19 protein-coding genes are annotated in these 19,872 nt (G+C 66.4%); 3 read left to right on the top strand and 16 right to left on the bottom strand.

Annotated features, from left to right (window positions below; genetic code table 11):
- Position 1: 1 nt before the first annotated feature.
- The 14 genes from uraH to ACVWYO_RS22440 form a co-directional block, all read right to left on the bottom strand.
- Positions 2–331: a hydroxyisourate hydrolase gene (uraH, locus tag ACVWYO_RS22505; RefSeq protein WP_457354637.1), complete on the bottom strand. Its 330-nt coding sequence runs from the start codon at positions 329–331 to the stop codon at positions 2–4.
- Positions 328–1,770, bottom strand: a complete 1,443-nt coding sequence (locus ACVWYO_RS22500; protein WP_457354635.1) for an FAD/NAD(P)-binding protein — start codon at positions 1,768–1,770, stop codon at positions 328–330. Before ACVWYO_RS22500 ends, uraH begins: the two co-directional genes overlap by 4 nt.
- A complete protein-coding gene (uraD, locus tag ACVWYO_RS22495) occupies positions 1,767–2,207 on the bottom strand; it encodes a 2-oxo-4-hydroxy-4-carboxy-5-ureidoimidazoline decarboxylase (RefSeq protein ID WP_457354633.1) in 441 nt (146 codons plus the stop codon). Before uraD ends, ACVWYO_RS22500 begins: the two co-directional genes overlap by 4 nt.
- A complete protein-coding gene (gene hpxZ / locus ACVWYO_RS22490) occupies positions 2,204–2,593 on the bottom strand; it encodes an oxalurate catabolism protein HpxZ (protein ID WP_457354631.1) in 390 nt (129 codons plus the stop codon). The genes uraD and hpxZ overlap by 4 nt, the downstream gene beginning before the upstream one ends.
- Complete coding sequence (gene puuE / locus ACVWYO_RS22485; RefSeq protein ID WP_457354629.1) at positions 2,590–3,474, bottom strand: allantoinase PuuE; 885 nt, start codon at positions 3,472–3,474, stop codon at positions 2,590–2,592. Before puuE ends, hpxZ begins: the two co-directional genes overlap by 4 nt.
- A complete protein-coding gene (locus ACVWYO_RS22480) occupies positions 3,474–4,715 on the bottom strand; it encodes a pyridoxal-phosphate-dependent aminotransferase family protein (protein ID WP_457354627.1) in 1,242 nt (413 codons plus the stop codon). Before ACVWYO_RS22480 ends, puuE begins: the two co-directional genes overlap by 1 nt.
- On the bottom strand, positions 4,705–5,970 hold the full coding sequence (locus ACVWYO_RS22475; RefSeq protein WP_457354625.1) for an allantoate amidohydrolase: 1,266 nt from the start codon (positions 5,968–5,970) through the stop codon (positions 4,705–4,707). Before ACVWYO_RS22475 ends, ACVWYO_RS22480 begins: the two co-directional genes overlap by 11 nt.
- Positions 5,964–7,544, bottom strand: a complete 1,581-nt coding sequence (locus ACVWYO_RS22470) for a gamma-glutamyltransferase family protein (RefSeq protein ID WP_457354623.1) — start codon at positions 7,542–7,544, stop codon at positions 5,964–5,966. Before ACVWYO_RS22470 ends, ACVWYO_RS22475 begins: the two co-directional genes overlap by 7 nt.
- Positions 7,545–7,548: 4 nt before the next feature.
- Positions 7,549–8,880 (bottom strand): NCS2 family permease, encoded by a 1,332-nt coding sequence (locus ACVWYO_RS22465; RefSeq protein ID WP_457355124.1) that lies wholly within the window; start codon positions 8,878–8,880, stop codon positions 7,549–7,551.
- 41 nt (positions 8,881–8,921) lie between these two features.
- The gene (locus ACVWYO_RS22460; RefSeq protein WP_457354621.1) at positions 8,922–10,265 is read right to left on the bottom strand and encodes an AtzE family amidohydrolase; all 1,344 of its coding nucleotides are present in this window, start codon (positions 10,263–10,265) and stop codon (positions 8,922–8,924) included.
- The gene (locus tag ACVWYO_RS22455) at positions 10,262–11,413 is read right to left on the bottom strand and encodes a bile acid:sodium symporter family protein (RefSeq protein WP_457354619.1); all 1,152 of its coding nucleotides are present in this window, start codon (positions 11,411–11,413) and stop codon (positions 10,262–10,264) included. Before ACVWYO_RS22455 ends, ACVWYO_RS22460 begins: the two co-directional genes overlap by 4 nt.
- 276 nt (positions 11,414–11,689) lie before the next feature.
- Positions 11,690–13,531 carry a pilus assembly protein TadG-related protein gene (locus ACVWYO_RS22450; protein ID WP_457354617.1) on the bottom strand — a complete coding sequence of 614 codons (1,842 nt, stop codon included), beginning with the start codon at positions 13,529–13,531 and terminating at the stop codon, positions 11,690–11,692.
- Positions 13,532–13,539: 8 nt separating this feature from the next.
- Positions 13,540–14,214 (bottom strand): TadE/TadG family type IV pilus assembly protein, encoded by a 675-nt coding sequence (locus ACVWYO_RS22445; RefSeq protein ID WP_457354615.1) that lies wholly within the window; start codon positions 14,212–14,214, stop codon positions 13,540–13,542.
- Positions 14,208–14,870: a TadE/TadG family type IV pilus assembly protein gene (locus tag ACVWYO_RS22440; protein ID WP_457354613.1), complete on the bottom strand. Its 663-nt coding sequence runs from the start codon at positions 14,868–14,870 to the stop codon at positions 14,208–14,210. The genes ACVWYO_RS22445 and ACVWYO_RS22440 overlap by 7 nt, the downstream gene beginning before the upstream one ends.
- A 155-nt stretch (positions 14,871–15,025) precedes the next feature.
- Between ACVWYO_RS22440 and ACVWYO_RS22435 the strand changes: the two genes are divergently transcribed.
- Entirely contained in the window at positions 15,026–15,958 is a 933-nt protein-coding gene (locus ACVWYO_RS22435) for an IS5 family transposase (RefSeq protein WP_457348219.1), read from the top strand.
- A 21-nt stretch (positions 15,959–15,979) separates the two neighbouring features.
- Here the strand turns inward: ACVWYO_RS22435 and ACVWYO_RS22430 are convergent, their stop codons facing one another.
- Complete coding sequence (locus tag ACVWYO_RS22430; protein ID WP_457354610.1) at positions 15,980–17,047, bottom strand: TonB-dependent receptor; 1,068 nt, start codon at positions 17,045–17,047, stop codon at positions 15,980–15,982.
- A 112-nt stretch (positions 17,048–17,159) separates the two neighbouring features.
- Here ACVWYO_RS22430 and ACVWYO_RS22425 point away from each other — a divergent pair, with 112 nt between their 5' ends.
- Positions 17,160–18,131 carry a LysR family transcriptional regulator gene (locus tag ACVWYO_RS22425; protein ID WP_457354608.1) on the top strand — a complete coding sequence of 324 codons (972 nt, stop codon included), beginning with the start codon at positions 17,160–17,162 and terminating at the stop codon, positions 18,129–18,131.
- Here ACVWYO_RS22425 and ACVWYO_RS22420 read toward each other — a convergent pair.
- Positions 18,128–18,313: a hypothetical protein gene (locus ACVWYO_RS22420; protein ID WP_457354606.1), complete on the bottom strand. Its 186-nt coding sequence runs from the start codon at positions 18,311–18,313 to the stop codon at positions 18,128–18,130. The two genes, ACVWYO_RS22425 and ACVWYO_RS22420, sit on opposite strands and share 4 nt — an antisense overlap.
- A gap of 278 nt (positions 18,314–18,591) precedes the next feature.
- Here ACVWYO_RS22420 and ACVWYO_RS22415 point away from each other — a divergent pair, with 278 nt between their 5' ends.
- Positions 18,592–19,872, top strand: coding sequence for an MFS transporter (locus ACVWYO_RS22415; protein WP_457354604.1), 1,281 nt, complete (start codon positions 18,592–18,594; stop codon positions 19,870–19,872).

The raw sequence follows: 19,872 nt of genomic DNA, 5'->3' as shown, positions 1-19,872 counted from the left end.
CTCAGCTGCCTCGATAGGTCGAATAGCCGTAGGGCGAGACGAGCAAGGGCACGTGGTAATGGCCGGTATCGGCGACTCCGAAAGCGATCGTCACCACATCGAGAAAGGGCGGGTCGGCCAATGCGACGCCCAAGCCCCGGAAATAATCGGCGACGGCAAAGGCGATGCGATACTGCCCGATCGAAAGGCCGGGCAGGCCGAGGCAGCGTCCGTCGGCATTGGTGACGCCCTCGAACAGCAGCGCGCCGTCGGCCGCCTCCAGTCGTAGCGCGATCCCGCTCGCGGGGCGGCCGTGCGTGGTGTCGAGCACATGCGTCGAGAGGCTTGTCATGCGGTTGCCGTTGCCTGGGGTGGGGAGGGAAGGGGCCATTCGCCGACGAACTCGGCCTCGTCATAGGCGAGCAGATCGGCGATCAGCGCAGTGCGATCGTCGCGGAACAGCTGGTCGGATACGCCGCGGACGAGGCGCGGCAGCGCGGCCTGCAACCCCGACAGCGCCGAGGCGGACAGCCCGAGGCTGATCAACGCGGCATAATTGAACCCGAACAGCCCGTGCAGCGTGTCGGCATCGGCCGGGTCGCGCGGGAGCAGTTCGAAGCCCGTCCCGAGATAGGGATGCGCGTCGATCAGCGCGTTGCCGGCGCCCGCCGCCGGGGTGAAGCGATCCGCCCAGCGCGCGACCTTGTCGGCGATCAGCCGCAATTCGGGGCGCAGACCGGGGTCGCTGACGAGGCCGGTCGAGAGAACGAGAAAGTCGAAATCGTGGGGCCCTTGGGGCGTCGTCACGCGCGCGCCGTCCGCCGTCGCTGCGACCGACAGCCACGGCGACCCCAGATGCAGCGTGAAGCCCGGCCAGGCGGCGGCACGCGCGAAGGTGTCGTTGGTCGGCGGTTGGTTGTGCCCGAGGAACGACGCCATCACGGCATATTTCTCGGCGTCCGACAGCGCGGGATAGCGTCCGGTGAAACCGACGCGTTCCATGAAGCGGATCGGGTTGATCCGCGGCAAGTGCGTGCGGCGCAGGAAGACATGCGCTTCGGCGACGCCCAAGCTCAAAGCATGATTGGCATTGTCGAACGCCGATGCGCCGCCACCCAATATGCCGATCCGCTTGTCCGCGAGCGCGGCATAATCGATCGCCGCGCTGGTGTGTGCGTAGAGCGTCGGCGGCAGCACGTCGGCGACCATCGGCGGGACATGCCACTCGCCGCCGCCCTGGATCCCGGTCGCCAGCACGACTTTGCGCGCGAGGATCGGGTCTTGTCCCGCGAGGTGCAAACGGTGGAGCCCGTCCCCCAGCGGCTCGATCAGCGTGAGCCGCGTGTCGTTGCGCACCGGCAGCGCGAGCACGCGGCGATACCAGCGCAGATACGCCATCCAGTCGCCGCGCGCGATCCTGTCGAGCGCGTTCCATCCGCTGGCGCCGTGCTGTGCCTCCCACCAGGCGCGGAAGCTGAGTGCCGGAATGCCGAAATCGATCGGGTTGAGCTGCTTGGGGGTGCGCAGCGTGATCATCCGCGCATAGGTTTCCCACGGGCCTTCGAAGCCCGCCGGGTTCTCGTCGATGACAAGCAGGTTGGAGACACGCTCGCGCAGCAGCCCGAACGCTGCCGCCAGTCCGCTCTGGCCGCCGCCGACGATCACCACGTCATAGACCCGCGTATCGGCATCGCCGCGCGGGCGTGTCCAATCGGCACCGCCATGACCGATCAGCACGAGCTGCCGCGCGAGCTCCGCCTCGAGCGCGGGCAGGCCGATTGCGTCGTTCATCGCAGATCCTCCAGTCGCAGCCTGACGATTTCGCCGATTTGGGTCAGCGCGGCGGCGATCTCCGTGTCGCGGTCGTTGCCCAGGCGGTGCTCCATCGCCGCGAGGATGCCGGCCTTGTCGGTCAGCCGCACGCAGATGATGAAGGGAAAGTCGAAGCGCGCGCGGTACGCCGCATTGAGCGCGTGGAAGCGCGCAAATTCGTCGGGCGTGAGGCGATCGAGCCCGGCCGATGCCTGCTCGGCTGCCGACGCATCGGTGAGCGTGCGACCGATCGCCGCCTTGCCGGCGAGTTCGGGATGCGCGCGGATCAGCGCGAGCTGTTCCTCGGGTGTCGCGGCGGCGACCACCGCGATGAGATCGGCATGGCGATCGCCCGACGCCGCAGCCGCGTCGGCGCGCTGCTCGACCCATGGGCTATGCTCGAACAGCGCGCTCAATGGCTGTTTCCCTCAAGGCTGACATGCGCCGAGACGACCTTCCAGCCATCGGCGAACTTGACCCACGCCTGGCTCTGCCGTCCGCGCCGGTCGCTATTCTCGCGAAAGAATTCGGCGTCGGCGGTGGCGAAGCCCGCGCCATAGACGGTGATCGCGACGCGCCCGAGCCTGCGCTGCGGCGACCCGCCACGGCCTTTGCGGAAGTCGCGGATCTCGTCGATGCCGTACAGCACTTCGCCGACGCCGTAGCGGTTGGTCGTCGGTGCGGCATGGAACAACGCGTCCATCGTCGCGACGTCGTCGGCCATCAGCGCGCGCTCGTAGCGGTGGAACGCCGCGGTCACTTCGGCGAGGAGGATCGGATCGTCGATCGGGGTATCGGTCATGCCGGGCAAACCTCCATCCAGTGGCGCGCGATATCGATGCGCCGCGCGATCCATGCATCGCCCGAGGCGAGGACATGATCGACGAAGTGCGCAAGCGCCCGCGCGCGCGCCGGGCGGCCGGCGATTCGGCCGTGCAGGCCGATCGACAGCATCCGCCCGCCTTCCTCGCGCAGCTGGTCGAAGCTGTCGCAGAGGTAGCGGAAGAACTGCTCGCCCTCGGTAAAGCCGTTGAGCGCGACCATCTTCATGTCGTTGGCGTCGAGCGTGTAGGGCACGATCAATTGCGCGCGGCCGAAGCGACGGTCCCAATAGGGCACATCGTCGGCATAGCTGTCGGCATCGTAGACGAACCCGCCTTCCTCGGCGACGAGCCGCGCGGTGTTGGGCGAGGTGCGGCCCTGATACCAGCCGAGCGGGCGGCTCCCGGTCAGCCGTGTGTGGAGCGCGATCGCCTCGGCGATATGCGCGCGCTCGGTGGCTTCGGGGACGCGCTGATAGTCGATCCAGCGCAGGCCGTGGCTGGCGATCTCCCACCCGGCATCCTGCATCGCGGCGACGACCGCGGGGTTCGCCTCCATCGCCTTGGCGACGGCGAACGCCGTCACCGGCACACCGCGCGCGGTGAACAGCCGGTGGAGCCGCCAGAAGCCCGCGCGGCTGCCATATTCGTAGAGGCTTTCCATCGCCATCGCGCGGTCGGGATGGCTCGCGGCGCCGACCATCTCGGACAGGAAGGCTTCCGAGCCGGCATCGCCGTTGAGCACCGAGTTCTCGGCGCCTTCCTCGTAATTGACGACGAACTGCACCGCGACGCGCGCGCCGCCCGGCCAGCGCGGATCGGGCGGGGTGGCGCCATAGCCGATCAGGTCGCGCGGCGGCATCACGCGTCCCACGCCGCGATCGCCGCCTCGACGCCGCCGCCCGCCGACACCGCGAACCCCTCGCGACGCAGGCAGACTTCGAGCGCACCGAGCGTGATGAAGACCTTATGCTTCATCGCATTATAGCCCATCGCGCCGAGCCGCCAGATCCGCCCCTGCAACGGGCCGAACGCGGTGCCGATCTCGATCTCGAACTGGTCGCGCATCGCGGTGCGGACGCGTTCGCCGTCGACCCCGTCGGGGATGTGGACGCCGGTGACGTTGGTCATCCGGTGCGCATCGTCGCCGAACACGCGCAAGCCCATCGCGCGCAAGCCGGCGGTCATCGCGCGGCCCGCGGCGGCATGGCGGGCGAAGCGCGCGTCGAGCCCTTCGCCCAGCGCGACGCGGGCGCATTCGCGCGCCGCGTAGAGCATCGAGGTGGCCTCGGTATGGTGGTTGAGCCGCTTCTCCGACCAATAATCCATGATCATCGCGAGATCGAAATAGTTCGAGCCGATCCGCGGCCCGGCACCATCGACGATATCGGCGCGGCGGATGCCCTGTTCGACATGGCGCCGCGCGTAGATGTGCGTGGCGGCGGCGTCGGACAACGTGATCGGCGCCGAGCCCGACGGCCCGCCGAGGCATTTCTGCAGGCCACCGGTGACCACGTCGATCCCCCAGCGATCGGTCGCGATCTCCATCCCGCCGAGCGTCGCGGTGGCATCGACATAGGACAAGGCGCCTGCCGCGCGGCACAGCGCGCCAAGGCCTTCGAGCGGTTGCGCCATCGTGGTCGAGGTGTCGCCGTGGACGGTGGCCACGACCTTCGGCGCGAAGCGTTCGATCGCCGCGGCAATTGCGTCGAGCGGGACGGTTTCGCCCCAGGCTGCATCGACCGTCTCGACCACCGCGCCGATCCGCCCGAGGATCTCGGTCAGCAACAGCCCGAAGCGCCCGAAATTGACCACCAGCACGCGGTCGCCCGGCACCACCAGCGAGACCAGCGAGGCTTCGATCGCGGCGCGCGCGGTGCCGTCGATCAGCATCGTCCAGCGGTTGCCCGTGCCGAAGATCGGGCGATAGAGCGCCATCACCTGGTTCATGTAACCGGTCATCTCGGGGTCGAACTGCCCGAGCAGATCGGCCGACATCGCGCGCAGCACGCGTGGATGCGCGTTGACCGGGCCCGGGCCCATCAGCAGCCGCTGCGGGGGATCAATCTCGCCGAACAGGTCCACGCTCAACTCATCCGCCATATGCTGCTCCAAGACGTTCGATGAAGCCGAGCATGACCGCGAGCGCGACCTGGGCGTCAGCGGGGGCGACCTGCTCGGCCGGATTGTGGCTGATCCCGCCCTTGCAGCGCAGGAACAGTATCGCGGTGGGACACAATGCGGCCATCACCATCGCATCATGCCCCGCGCCCGAGACGAGGCGGCGGACCGACTGCCCGGCCGCTAGCGTCGCGGCGTCGAGCAGATCCATCAGCGCGGTATCGCATGGGCTCGCGGGAAGATCATGCACCCGCTCGATCGCAAGATCGAGCCCGCGCGTATCGGCGATCGTGTGGATGCGATCGAGGATCGCCTCCGCCGCCGCATCCCGCCGCGCGGCATCGCCTGCGCGGACATCGAGCGTGAAGCGCACGCGCCCGGGAATGACGTTGGCGGCGCCCGGCAGCGCCTCGATCGCGCCGACCGTCGCGACGAGATCGGAGGCGTCGGCGCGGGCGATGGCTTCGACCGCGAGGAGCATTTCGGCCGCGCCCGCAAGCGCATCGCGGCGCAGCGGCATCGATGTGGTTCCGGCATGGCCTGCGGTCCCGCTTACCGCGATGCGATAGCGGAGTTGCGCGGCGATGCCGGTCACCGTGCCGACCGCAAGGCCTTCGGCCTCGAGCACCGGGCCCTGTTCGATATGCGCTTCGAGATAGGCGAGCGTCGAACCCGCGGGCCGTCGGGCCTGGTGGAAGGACGCGACGTCCAGATCTGATTTGCCATCGAACAGCCGAAGCGCGGTCGCGAGCGGAACCCCGTCGGCGTCGCGGATCGCCAGCAAATCGCCGTCGAGCGTCCCGGCGACCGCACGGCTGGTCAGCATCGCTGCCGGAAAGCGCGAGCCTTCCTCGTCGCCAAAGCCGTAGATCTCGATCGGGAAGGGCAAGCGCCGCCCTTCCGCATGAAGCGCCGCGACGCATTCGATGCCGAGCATCACGCCGAGCGGCCCGTCATAACAGCCACCGTCGCGCACGCTGTCGAGATGGCTGCCGATCACCAGCGCAGGCGCGTCGGCGATGGTGCCGGGATAGTGGCCGACCAGATTGGCGGTGGGATCGAGCGCGACGGCCATCCCCGCTTCGACCATCCAGCGGCCGACCTGATCGACCGCGGCGCGATGCGCCGGCGTCAGATAGCCGCGATACAGCGCGTCCGGCAGGTCGCTGAACGGCGCAACGCCGAGTAGGTCGCACCTCACCGCCGCGCGCGCGCCGCCGGCAGCCGCGCTTACCATGCCGCCACCTGGCCGTCGCTGCGCGGATCGGTCGCGCCTTCGAGCATCCCATCGGCCGAGCGGACGATCGCGCCGGCATGCCCCATCATCGCGGTCGGCGGACCGACGCGCTCGACGTCATGGCCGGCAGCGGCGAGCGCGGTATAGACGCCTGGCGCGAAGCCGTCCTCGATCTTGAGCGTCGTGCTCTGGTCGCCCCAGGTCCGCCCGAGCAGCCAGCGTGGCGCGCTGACCGCCTCCTGCAGCCCCACGCCGAAGCGAGCGTACCGCGAGAACAACGCAGCCTGCGTCTGCGGCTGGCCCTCGCCGCCCATCGTGCCATAGGCCATCGTCCGCCCATCATCGAAGCGCGCGAGCGCGGGGTTGAGCGTGTGGAACGGTTTGCGCGTCGGCCGCAGCGCATTCCATCCGACGGCAGCCAGCCGGAACGAGCTGCCGCGATTCTGCCACGTCACCCCGGTTTGCGGCAGCACGAGCCCCGACCCGAATTCGAAATAGGTCGACTGGATCGCGCTCACCACGCGGCCCTCGCTGTCCGCCGCGCCGAACCAGCACGTGTCGCCGAGCGCGGCCGGTCGCGGCCAGGGCAGCGCTGTCGCCGGATCGATCTGCGCGGCGAGCGCGTCGAGCGCGGCGGCATCGTCGAGTAGCGCCTGATCGTCGAACGCGTGAAACGCGCGGTCGCCGACATGCTGGTCGCGCAGCAGGAACGCCTGCTTGGTGGCCTCGACGAGACCGTGGACATGGTCGAAGCCGTCCGCTGTGGCGGCGCCCAGCCGGTCGAACAGCGCGAGGATCAGCAGCGAGGCGAGCCCTTGCGTCGGCGAGGCGCTGTTGTACAGCTCGGCCCCGGCGATGCGCGTATGCAGCGGCGTCGGCCGGGTCGCGGCATGCGCGGCAAGATCTGCGGCGGAAACCGGACTGCCGAGCGCGGCCAGATCCTCCGCCAGCAGCGCGGCGAGCGCACCGCGATAGAAGCCGTCGGCGTCCTCGCTGCCGATCCGCCGCAGCGTCTCGGCGAGCAGCGGCTGGAGGAGCCGCTCGCCTTCGCGCAACGGCCGCCCATCGGGCTCGAAGATCGCGGCATAAGCCCCGGGCTGACCGCGCAACTCGCCGCCCTTTGCCGCGGCGATCTCGGCCCCACCACGCGTCACGGCGACCCCGTTTTCGGCATGGTGGATCGCGTCGCGCAGCAAGCGCGCGAGCGGCAGCGTGCCGCCACCCTGTTCTAGCACGGCAGCCCAGGCCGAAACCGCTCCCGCGACGGTGTTGGCGGCGAGCGGCCCGCGCGTCGGCACGGTGTCGTGCCCCGCATAGAGCGCGAGGTCTGCAGCGCCGGCCGCGCCGCCGCAGCCATGCACCGCGTGCACGCGGCCATCGGGCTCGGCGATCAGCCAGAAGCCGTCGCCGCCGATGCCGGTCATGTGCGGATAGACCACCGCGAGCGTCGCCGCGACCGCGACGCTCGCCTCGATCGCGGTCCCGCCGTCGCGCAGCACGTCGAGCCCGGCCTGCGCGGCAAGGTGGTGTGGCGCGGTGACCATGCCGCGATACGATCGAACGGAGTGGCGCATCAGCTCATGCCCCCGCGCTCATCCACACGAAGCGCACGACGAACAGTCCGGCGAGCAGCAGCAGGAACCAGTCCGCGGTGGTGATCCGCCCGCGGACCAGCTTCAACAGCGCATGCGCGGTGATGCCGAAGGCGAGCCCGTTGGCGATCGAGAAGGTCAGCGGGATCATCGCCACGGTGAGGAAGGCGGGGATCGCCGAATAGGCATCCTCCCATTCGACTTCGCGCAATGGGAGCAACATCAGCCCGCCGACGATGATCAGCGCCGGCGCGGTCGCGGCCAGCGGGATCAGCTGCGCATAGGGCGCGACGAACATGGTGAGCAGGAACAGCACGCCGGTCACCACCGCGGTCAGCCCGGTGCGGCCGCCCGCCTGCACGCCAGCGGCGCTCTCGACATAGGACGTCACCGTGCTCGTGCCCGCGAGCGAGCCGACGATCGTCGCGACGGCATCGGTCATCAGGATGCGGTTGAGCCCGGGGATGCGCCCGGCGGCGTCCATCAGTCCGGCGCGCTTGGTCACCGCGACGAGCGTGCCGATATTGTCGAACAGATCTACGAACAGGAAGACGAACAGGATCTCGATCAGCCCGAGCCCGTGCCGCCCGCCGAGCCCGAACACGCCGGGCAGATCGAGCTTGAACGCGGTGCCGGTCAGCGCCGCGAGGCTATAGGGCTCGGGCTTGAACACGACCTGCCCGGCGAACCAGCCGACCAGGGTGGTGCCGATGATCCCGATCAGCATCGCGCCGCGCACGTTCCACACGCTCAGCGCGCCGATCGCGAGCAGGCCGAACAAGGCCAGCGCCGCGCCCGGCGCCTTGAGATCGCCGAGCGCGACCAGCGTCGCGGGGCTGGCGACGACGATCCCGGCATTCTTCAACCCGATAAAGCCGATGAACAGCCCGATCCCGCCCGCCACCGCGGCGAACAGATGCTGCGGGATGACGGCGACGATCATCTGCCGCACGCCCGTCAGCGTCAGCAGCAGGAAGGCCACGCCCGAGATCAGCACGCAACCCAGCGCGACCGGCCAGGGAACGCCCATCTGCTGGACGACGGTAAAGCTAAAATAGGCGTTGAGCCCCATGCCCGGTGCGAGCGCCAGCGGGGTATTGGCGACCATACCCATCAGGATCGAGGCGAAGGCGGCGGCAAAGCAGGTCGCGGCGGCGACCGAGGCGACCGGCATCCCGGCCTGACCGAGGATCGCGGGATTGACCAGCACGATATAGGCCATCGTCAGGAAGGTGGTGACCCCCGCCAGCACTTCGGTCCGCGCAGTGGTGCCGCGCTCGCTCATCCGGAAATAGCGGTCGAGGCGGTGTGCGCCCATCGTCGGCGGGGCTCCCGGGTCGATCGGTCTGGTCGCTTGCGTCATCGATAATCCCCCTGAAATGCCCCGGCCGGCGGGGATACCCCGGTCAGCCCCCGTTCCTCCAGCATCGCCGCAAAGCGGAACAGCGTCCGCTCGCCCCCCGGCGCGCCGATCAACTGCAAGCCCAGCGGCAAGCGACCCGGCCGCAGCAGCGGCACCGCGAGCGCCGGGCAGCCGGTGAAGCTGATCGGCTGCGTATGGATGCCGAGATCGCGCCGCGCCGGGGTCGCCACGCCGTCGATCAGGATCTGCGGATCGGCGATCGTCGGGGCGACGCAGGGGGCCGAGGGCGCGATCAATACGTCGTATTGGGCGAAGACCGGCTCGAGCGCCTGGGTGAAGGTCGCGCGGAACGCCTGCGCTTCGGCGTACACGGCATCGGGGAGCAGCGCGCCGGCGAGCAACCGATCGCGCGTGGCGGGATCGAACTGCAGCACCTGCCCTCGCGCGAACGCAGCACGGTGGACTGCGCCGCCTTCGAATGCGGTGATCAGAAACGCCGCCGCGCGGGCGCGGGCGACGTCGCCGAGCGAGATCGTCGGCGCGTCGGGCGCGATCGCGTCGATCGCAGCGCGCTGGTCGGGGTCGAAATTTTCGGCGAAGCGCCCGCCGAGCCGTGCGACGCGGAGCGGCGTCCCGCTACGCTCGCCGACGCTGTCGCTGAGGACGTCCCATAGCAAGGCGAGATCGGCGAGCGAGTTGGTGAACGGCCCGATATCGTCGAAACTCGCGGCGAACGGGAAGACACCCGCCAGCGGCAGCCCGCCATGCGTCGGCTTGAGTCCGTAGATCCCGGTCAGGCTCGCGGGGACGCGGATCGACCCGTTGGTGTCGGATCCGAGCGAAAAGGGGAGCCGCCCGGCCGCGACGACCGCTGCGGATCCGCCCGACGAACCGCCGGCGAGCCGGTCGAGGGCGTGCGGGTTGCGGGTCGTGCCATGCGCCGCGTTGATCGTCGCGAAGCCATAGGCGAATTCGTCCATGTTGAGCGTCGCGACCAGCACCGCACCCGCCGCGCGCAGCCGTTCGATCGCGGGCGCGTCGGCGGTAGCCGGCGCGGCGTCGGCGTAAAGCGACGAGCCCGCCGTCGTCGACAGGCCGCGCACATCAAACAGATCCTTCACGCCGTACGGCACGCCCGCCAGCGGCCCGGGGTCGCCCCCGGCGGCGATCGTGGCGTCGACCTGCTGCGCCTCGGCGCGCGCACGCTCCGCCAGCACGCGCGTCACCGCCACGAGCCGGTTGTCGTCCGCCGCCAGTGCCGCGAGGTGGCGCTCGACGATGTCGGAAGCGCGTACCTGACCGGCGCGGACCGCTGCGGCGATAGCGATCGCGCTCGTCATCGGGCGTTGTTCGCGTCGGCGCCGCGCAGCGTGTCGAGCTGCGCGTCGAGCACGGCCAGATTTGCAGTCACGCCGGGCATGCAGGCGTCGGGCACCGCGATCCCGCGTGCTGCCGCTGCTGCCGCAATCGCGTCGTCAGTGCGGGGCAGGGGGGCAGCGGCGGGCGCGTCGCGCTCGCTCTGCCGTTGAAAATACCCCGCCAACGCGGCGCAGACGAACAATTGGAGTTGGTGAAAGATCATCACCGGCAGCACGATCACGCCGACCTGCGCGCTCGGGAACAGCGCGCCCGCCATCGGCACGCCCGATGCAAGACTCTTCTTCGATCCGCAGAACAGCAGCACGATCGCATCCTCGCGCGACAGGCCGCCCATCCGCGCGACGAGCACGTTGACGCCCATCACCAGCCCCAGGATCACCGCGCTCAACGCGACGAGGATCAGCACGTCGCCGACGCCGACCTTCGTCCAGATCCCGCCGATCACGGCGGCCCCGAACGCCGAATAGACGACGAGCAGGATCGATCCGCGATCGACCGGCTGCAAGATGGCCTTGTTGCGATCGACGAAGCCGCCAATTACCGGACGCAGCAAATGCCCGGCGAGGAACGGCAGCAGCAATTGCAGCGCGATCGTCGCGATCGAGTGCGTTGACGCGACGGCACCGCCGCCCGCCACGTGCATGAACACGCCGACCAGGAGCGGCGTCAGGAAAATACCCAGCAGGTTCGACAGCGACGCGCTGCACACCGCCGCCGCCACGTTACCGCGCGCCATCGCGGTGAACGCGATCGAAGATTGCACCGTCGAGGGCAGCAGCGTGAGGTAGAGCGGCCCCGAGAGCAGCAAGGGATCGACCCAGCCGCGCGCTGCCCAGACCAGCGCGAGGCCCACTGCGGGAAACAGCAGGTAGGTCGATCCGAGCGTCAGCGCGTGCAGTCGCCAATTGCCGATCCCCTGCACGATTGCCGCGCGCGACAGTTTTGCGCCGTGCAGGAAAAACAGCAACGCGATCGCCAGATCGGCGATCAAATCGGCCCAGCCGGCCGCAACGCCGCGAGCGGGCAGGAGGCTTGCCACCACGACGGTGGCGATCAGCCACAGCAGAAAACGATCGATCGAGAGAAGAAGTCTGAAGGCGCGCGACATCACCGCGTCATGGCCTGCTTTGTGCGCACGATCCAACACAATGACCGGCATGCTTCGTTGCAAAAAACCACGCACTGCCATGATGCGGCGATCCGGAGGCCCGGCTGCAGCGATAGCCAACCCTGATGCAGCGGTCTCCAGCCGGCGGAAGAGGATGCGATCCGCATTCGGCGAGTCCGCTCGTCCCCTCGCGATACCGAGCGGGAGGCCCCTCGCGCGGGCTGAAAGGCCGGCGAGGGAGGCTCCGTGATCGAATGTCGTTTGTGGCTTAAGCGATTACTGCACGAGGCGGGATGTTTGGAGCGCCGTGGAGAACAATTGCTGGAGCGCGGTAATGATACTGTCGTTGGCAGTTACGGTCTGCACGAGCGCTGCCCCGTTGATTCCGGGTGAAGCGCATCGCTGGAGCGCGGTCAGGACCTGATCGGAGCTTCCCGCGCTGCCTGTCGCGTAGGGCGCCGGAGGGGGCGGCAGGAACGACGCCACATTCTTCTGCGACCAGTCGTCGCCAGCCAGCGCCTCCGGCAGATATTGCGTATACAGGATCGCGATCTTGATGCCTTTTGCTTTGATGGCGGTGCAAATGGTCTGATCACTGCTCCGCAGCGGTCCAAAATATCGGCTGGGTTGATCCACCATGCCGTCCGTTACGAGGAACAGGATTTTCTGGGGGGTGTCGCCGGGCGCGCCCGTGCCGGCCTTGGGAATAAGGCCGTTCATCGTGGTCAGCATGTTGGAGATCTCGGTGGCTTGATCGTTGGTATTGTTCCCCTTGGTCGGCTGGCTGTTCACCCACCAATAGTCGTCGTCGGGAAACAAGGTGGCTGCCGAAAAGTCGCTGGCGTACTTCGTGACATCGGTCAGGGTGTTCAGCGTCTTGACGGGAGAACTGGCGCCGGAGCGAGTCCAGTCGAACGAAAACATCTGTGCCTGGTAGGTGACCTTGAACTGCTTTGCCTGGCTGGAGGCAAACGGCATCAATTGGGATGCGGCGGAAACGACGTCGTCCTTGCGCAAGACGATGCTCGAGGGGCTGCCATAGGCAAGCCCGTAATTGTGCGTTAGCCAGTAGCCGTCCGCCCAATATCCGGTGTCGAAGGTCGCGTTCGTTTTTTGGGTACTGTTGGTCGTCGCGCTTCTGGTCGAGGTTCCGTTGCTCTGCGTCGTTACGACTTGCGTTTTTTGCGTTACGGTGGTCGTCTGGGTGATCGTTACCGCCGCATCTGGCGGATCGGTAATGGCGTAGCTGATCGTGGTGTCCGTAACCGGCGTGGTGGCGATGCTGGTTGGTTGCGCGCCGGTTCTTCCCGCAGTGGTGACCGTAGTACCGGACACCGACGATGTGGAATTCATCGCAATTCCCGCGCCGTCGTAGAGCGTCAGCGTCGTGGAATTGTAGAGATAGAAGACATTGTGTTTGGAATTTCCCTTGGCGTAATAGCTAGCGGAAAGCAAAACGTCCAAGCCCTTGTTGTTTTTCACAAATATCTTGTCGCTTGGACTATGCGGCAAATATTCATGGCATGAGAAGGCACAGCCAGTGACGCTCTGGACCTTGCTGATGCCGTCCGCGGTTGCCGGGAGCAGCATCGATGGGGAATTGTCCATCGCCAGATAGAAGTCCACGTTGGGCGGCTGTGCAGCGTTTGCGGTCGCGGTGCCATGCACCGTCAATGAGCTGGAACCGAGAATGCCGCCGAAAATGTTGATCGACTGCGCAGTGTAGGTCACGGTCGCCGTGCGGAGGGCTGCCAATGTCTGGCCGCTGCCGGACGAGCCATCCGTGACGGTGACGGTTCTCTGCATCCCCAGATAGCCGCCAATACCCGATGCTTGCGCGTCAAACATGTTATTGCCGGCATCGGTCGAATCCTGTCTGGCGCGTAGGATCATCGCGGGAGAGACCGCCGCCAGCGCCGCCGCATCGGCAACGGAGTTCAGATGGGTCTGAAGTCGCATGGCCCGTGCATAATCGATCCCGAAGCCCGTCGCGAAGGTGAGCGGGATGATCGAGAAACCCATGATCATCAGGACGCCGCCCTTCCGATCGGCGCTGAGCCGTCGAAAGAGCGTGACCAAATCAACCCAGGGTCGGAACGTACGTGGGCTTTTCATCATCTATCCACCTAGTAAAGGCGCGGCGACATATAGATCGTGTCGGTCAGCATCGTTGTCGGCAAAGACAAGAAGTTGATGCTCGGGGTGTACCGATATTTGACTGTACCGACGAACAGCCAGCCACCCGCGGTGCCGACTTGTGTCTTGGTGCTGGTACTCGGCGCGAAGTTCCCGCACACATTCGAGCCGTCGGGCGAAGCCGGTACTACCGGGGACGTAACCATCGTGCCCGGGATCGAGACGACGGTGGGGGCCGACTGTGTTTGGTTCGCGGGAAGCGTCCCGGCGGTGAGAGTCGATGTCGCGGCGCTCACGATGCTGCCATCGACTGTCTGCGTCTGCGCCTGGGTCCAGACGACATAGGCGTGCGTGGCGTCGCAGATCCTCAGCAGCGAGATCTGCGCGGTTGCGTTGTTGAGCTTGTAGGGTGCCAGGGCAACCGCGGCGGCACTCAGATACGACGTGGCATTCGCGTCCTGCGGGCTATTGTAGATAATCGCTGGCGACATGGTTCGGCTGACCAGGTCGACGAGCGAGCGCGTGGCGGTGGTGACCTTGCGCGTCGACGATATCATGTCGAGCGCAGCGTATCCGCCGAGATACAGAACGATGAGGACGGGCAGGCACAGCGCGAATTCGATCAGCGCTACCCCGCGCGTGGCATGGACAAGGCGCCTCAGCATGAGGTTTGCGCCGAGTTGCACGAATAGGCCTCGGTCGTTGAAATCGACGTCGCGACGAGCATGCGGTTGCCATTGGGCTGGTTCGTGAAATTCAACCCAAACGGCCCCGTGCCCGTCGGCCACAGGTAGATGAGCTGCACGACCAGGATCTGGCTTTGTCCGTCTCCGCCCGACTGCGTGTTATAGCCGGTGTTGGTCGACGTTATGACGCCATTGCTATTGTAGGCGAATGTTGGCGCAGCTGTGCTCGTTACATTGTAACTGCCCGCGGTGCTGACGTTGACGGTGAGCCGACTGCAGGAGAGCATCGGCGGCAACAAGCGTGCAATAGTGATGGCATGGCCGCTCGCGTCCGTGCCGGTAGTGCCGTTGCAGATCGCATTCTTCAGGTCGCTCGCGGACAGCCCGATCTGGCCGTTGGCCAACTTGATCGTTTGCGCAGATCCGGTCACGTACAGGCGTGCCGAGGCGAGGGCTGCCGTTTCCAGCATCTGCTGCGCCAGAAAAATAAGCGCCGTGTAGAGGATGGCGAGGATGAGGGCGATGAGGGCCGGTCCGACGATAGCGAATTCGGTGGCGGCTGCCCCAGCGCAATTTTCCACAAGATTGGGGCGACGGCGCGCGGGCACGCTGAATGACCGGATCTTATCGCGCAATACCACCACCGTGAGGCCCCCTTTGCGCCGTATGTAGGGAAATTCTCTTTCACATTTCGTTAATGCGACTGAAAATATGCGGTGCAACCAATGGCTTTGTTGCAAAACTGATGGCGGGGATTCACGCAGGGAATCGAGCGGTATAGATAGGCGTAATGCCCAAACCTGCCGCACCTGTGTATCGTACGACGAACTGGCCTGAGTATAATGCGGCGCTGAAGCGGCGTGGGTCGCTGGAAATATGGTTTGATCCGGAGATGCACTGGCTTTCGAAGCCGTGTGGTCGCCCTGGTCGCCCGATGCGGTTTTCAGACAGCGCGATAGAGCTGTGCCTGACGCTGAAGACGCTGTTCAACCTGCCTTTGCGGCAAGTGACGGGGTTGGTTTCGAGCCTGATCAAAATGGCGGGGCTGGATTGGTCGGTGCCGGATTATACGACGCTGTGCCGACGGCAGAAGACGTTGAAGGTCAACCTCGGCGGGCGGATCAGCTCGGGCGGACTGCACCTGCTGGTCGACAGCACCGGGATCAAAATGACGGGAGAAGGCGAGTGGAAGACGCGCAAACACGGACCGTCCTACCGTCGCCAGTGGCGCAAGGTGCATCTCGGGATTGATGCTGGGACGCTGGATATCCGGGCCATTGAGGTCACGACGAATGCCATTGGTGACGCACCGACGCTGCCCGTTCTCCTGGCGCAAATTCCCGGAGACGAGCGGATACTCAGCGTCGGCGGAGATGGCGCTTATGATACCAGGGACTGCCATGCCGCTATTGCCGGGCGCGGTGCCGATGCGGTCATCCCGGTCCGCCGCAACGGGCAACCATGGGCAGAAGGCGGTCCCGGCGTCGATGCACGCAATGGAGCGCTACGCGCGACAAAGCGGCTTGGTCGCGCAATCTGGAAAAAGTGGAGCGGCTATCATCGCCGCAGTCTGGTCGAGACCAAAATGCACTGCTTCAAACTCCTGGGCCAGCGCGTTGTCGCCCGCACCTTCGATCGTCAGATTACCGAGCTCAAAGTCCGTGCTGCAATTCTCAATCGGTTCTCCGAAATAGGAACGCCGGTGACCGTCCGCATCCAATAACATCTTCAAGTAAAACGTCGGTCATGCTCTCGCGTAATTATGCAACAAAGCCTGGCGGATGTAGAAACCCGGCGAATAGGACAGATAATCGAGCTTGCCCTCGCGATAGGCCGGGATGACGGTGATCGTGCCTGCCGGCGTGTTCAGCTCGATCGTCGAGGACACGCCCCAATAGCTGTTGTTGAGGAACTGCGGCGTGGTCTGCGCGACCATCGTGCGGCCGAGCACTTGGTTGACCTGTCCGTTGACGAACGCCTGGCCCGCGGGCGAGAAGAAGCCGTCGCGATTCTCCGGGTTGAGCCCGAGCGGGGTGGCGCCGGTGCCGCGGCCGCGCTGGCGGAAGTAATCGGCGGTGAGGTTAATCGATAGCGTGTTGGTCGGGCGCAGCCGCAGTGAAACCCGCCCGCCGCCGTCCTTCTGATTGTCGGTCCCGTCGTTCATGTAGGCGTCGTGGCGGACATAGATACCCGATGCGCGCAGCGCGACATTTTCGCCGAGCGGCACGTTGACCGCGGCGTCGAGCCGCAGCGCGTTGTAATTGCCATATTCGACATTGCCCTCGGCGCTCGCCGTGTCGAAATCGGGGCGCTTGGGAATAACGTTGATCGCACCGCCGGTGGCGTTGCGGCCGTACAGCGTGCCCTGCGGCCCCTTGACCACCTCGACGCGTTCGAGATCATAGAAGAAGCCCGTGGTCGAGCTCGGGCGGCCGACATAGACGCCGTTGAAATTGAACGCGACCGCCGAATCCGACAGCGCGTTACCGTTGAAATTGCCGACACCACGCAGGTAGAACAGCGCGTACGGGCCCGCGGCAGGCGCGACCTGAAGCGACGGGACGACCGAGGTCAATTCGGTCGGGCGCGTGATGCCGGCGCTGGCGAGCGTATCGCCCGACACCGCGCTGATCGCGACCGCTGCGCGCTGGAGATTTTCCGAGCGGCGCTGCGCCGTTACGATGATGTCCTGCAACCCGGCCTCGGAGGGAGCGGCCGCCGGTGTTTCGGCCGAAGGGGGCGTGACCTGCGCATGCGCCGCCGTGGCGAAACCGAATACGGCGCATTGCACCATCCAACGGGCTGCTTTCATGCTCTCTCTCCTGTTGGCCGTTCTCTCGACGGCTGCACAAAGCGTATCGCAGCTGGCATCATTTGAATAATTGCTTATACTAATAAAAAACGATCACAGTCATGGATAGAGCATGCGGTTCAAAGGCTTCGATCTCAACCTGTTGGTCGCGTTCGACGCGCTGATGACGACTCACAGCGTTTCGCGCGCGGCCGAGCATCTCAACCTCAGCCAGCCTGCGGTCAGCGCCGCGCTCAGCCGATTGCGCGACTTCTTTCAGGACGATCTGCTCGTCTCGGTCGGCAAGCGGATGCATCCGACCGCGCATGCCGACAGCCTGTGGCCGCAGATCCGCCGCTGCCTGCAGGAATCCGAGCGGCTCCTGGCGATCCAGTCGGGGTTCGATCCGGCGACCAGCCAGCGCAGTTTTCGCATTGCCGCATCGGACTATATCACCGCGATCCTGATCAGTCCGCTGGTCCGCCTGCTCGCCGAGACCGCGCCCGCGATTCAGATCGAGATCAATGCCCCCGACGAGCGCAGCACGATCGATCTCGACGACGGCAAGCTCGACCTGATCATCACGCCCGAAGTCTATGTCTCGCCCGCCCACCCGTTCGAGCGGATCTTTTCCGAACGGCACGTGATCGTGTGCGATTCCGCGAACGAAACCGCGTTCGCCAACATGGACGACGATGCCTTCTTCGCCGCCGAGCATGTCGCTGTCTCGATCGGGCGCATCGGCAAGGGGACATATGCCGACTCGTTTCTCGGGACGCTGGGGCGGCGCCGCAACGTTCAGGTCGTCACGGCGTCCTTCACGACCGTGCCGTGGCTCCTTTGCGGGACAAATCGGCTGGCCGTGATGCATGAGCGACTCGCGCGTCTGCTTGCGCAGAGTTTTCCGATGGCGATCCTGCCGTTGCCGCCAGCACTCGAGATCCCCCCGATGCACGAAGTGGGGCAGGTCCATTCGGCGCGCGCAAACGACGAAGGCGTCCAGTGGATCCTGGCGCTGATGCGGCGGATCGCGGTGGAGCAATATCCCGATGCCGCCGCAGTCGATTTGGGCGCCTCTATCGGCGCTATGCGGGCGCCGTCCTAGAAAATGGCATAGCGCGCATCGGCGATCGCAGCAGCGATTGCTTCACTTTGCTCGTGCGGACTCCAGACGTCTTGCCGCCCGACACCGACCATGACCGGGCAGCGGATCGTGCTCGAGCGCCCATCGAATGTCCCGCGACCGAACCACAGCCAGTGACGAGCGCCTGCGCGGCCTTGGCCCATCGTGGTGCTCTATCCGAAACGAGGTGCCCCTCCTGCGCTGGAGGCAGTCCACATCGCGGACGACGACGTCTGCGCATCGATCACGAAAATGAAGGCATCGGTACAAAATCAATTCATTTTGACAAAAGTTGTTATGGCCTTACCAATCTGGCCAAACAATAGGAGAGGACTATGCGGGGGACGTGCACAGATGTGCCTCCGGAGACCGCCGTGACGGCGATCATCCGGGCGCGAGCGGGCAGGTCCTTGTCTGCCCAGACATGGCGGGAGCTCGCCGCATGACGTCCGGACGGTTGCAGTCCCTGCGCCGCGTGCCGCTGCGCTGGCGCCTGATCGGGCTGGTGATGCTCGGGACGATCCTCAACTATCTCGCGCGCTCGACGCTGTCGGTCGCGGCGCCGCAGTTGAAGACCGAATTCGGCATGACGACCGAGGATTACAGCTGGGTCGTGCTCGCCTTCCAGGCGAGCTACACGATCATGCAGACCGTCGCGGGCGGGGTGCTCGATGCGCTCGGCACGCGGCTCGGCTTCTTCATCTTCGCGGTCGGCTGGGCGCTCGCCAATATGGCGCATGCCTTTGCGACGGGCTGGCCGAGCCTTGCCTTCTTCCGCGCGCTGCTCGGCGCGAGCGAAGCGGCGGCGATCCCGGCGGGTGCGAAGGCGGTGTCCGAATGGTTTCCACCGCGCGAACGCTCACTGGCGACCAGCGTCTTCCAGATGGGAACGAGCGTCGGCAACATGATCGCACCGCCGCTGGTGGCGTTCTGCATCCTGGCGTGGAACTGGCAGGCGGCATTCCTCGTGACCGGCGGGCTCAGCCTCGCCTGGGCATTGTTGTGGTGGTGGGGCTATCGCAGCCCGGCAGATCACCCCGCGCTGAGCGACGACGAACGCGCTGCGCTGATCGCGGCGCGCGAGGAAGATGTCGCAGCCAAGCCGACGACGCGCCGCGCGCTGCTGCGCAGCCGCAGCTTCTGGGGGATCGCAGTGCCGCGCTTCCTCGCCGAGCCGGCGTGGCAGACCTTCAACTTCTTCATCCCGCTCTATCTCGTCGCGGTGTGGAAGCTCGACCTCAAGGGGATCGCGCTGTGGGCGTGGCTGCCGTTCCTTGCCGCCGACTTCGGCAGCCTTGCTGCTGGCGTGCTGCCGACCTGGCTGATGAAGCGCGGCGTGCCGCTCGTCGCCTCGCGCAAGATCACGATGAGCGTCGGGGCGGCGTGCATGATCGGGCCGGCGTGTATCGGCCTTGCCTGGTCGCCGGGAATCGCGATTCTGCTCTTCTGCATCGGCGGCTTTGCCCACCAGATGCTGAGCGGCGCGCTGATCACGCTGTGCGCCGACATGTTCGACAGCCGCACCGTCGGCACGGCGAGCGGCATGGCGGGGACTTCGGCATGGATCGGCGGGATGCTGTTCACGCTGCTGATCGGGCAGAGCGCCGACGCATGGGGGTATGACCCACTGTTCGTCGCGCTCGCCGGACTTGATTTGATCGCCGCGGGCGTCTTGTGGAGCCTGCTCCGCGCGAAGCCGCCGCGGCTCGTTGAACCTGCGTAA

The organism is Sphingomonas sp. UYP23, from assembly GCF_054059235.1.
This window is presented reverse-complemented; position numbering and strand designations above follow the sequence as displayed.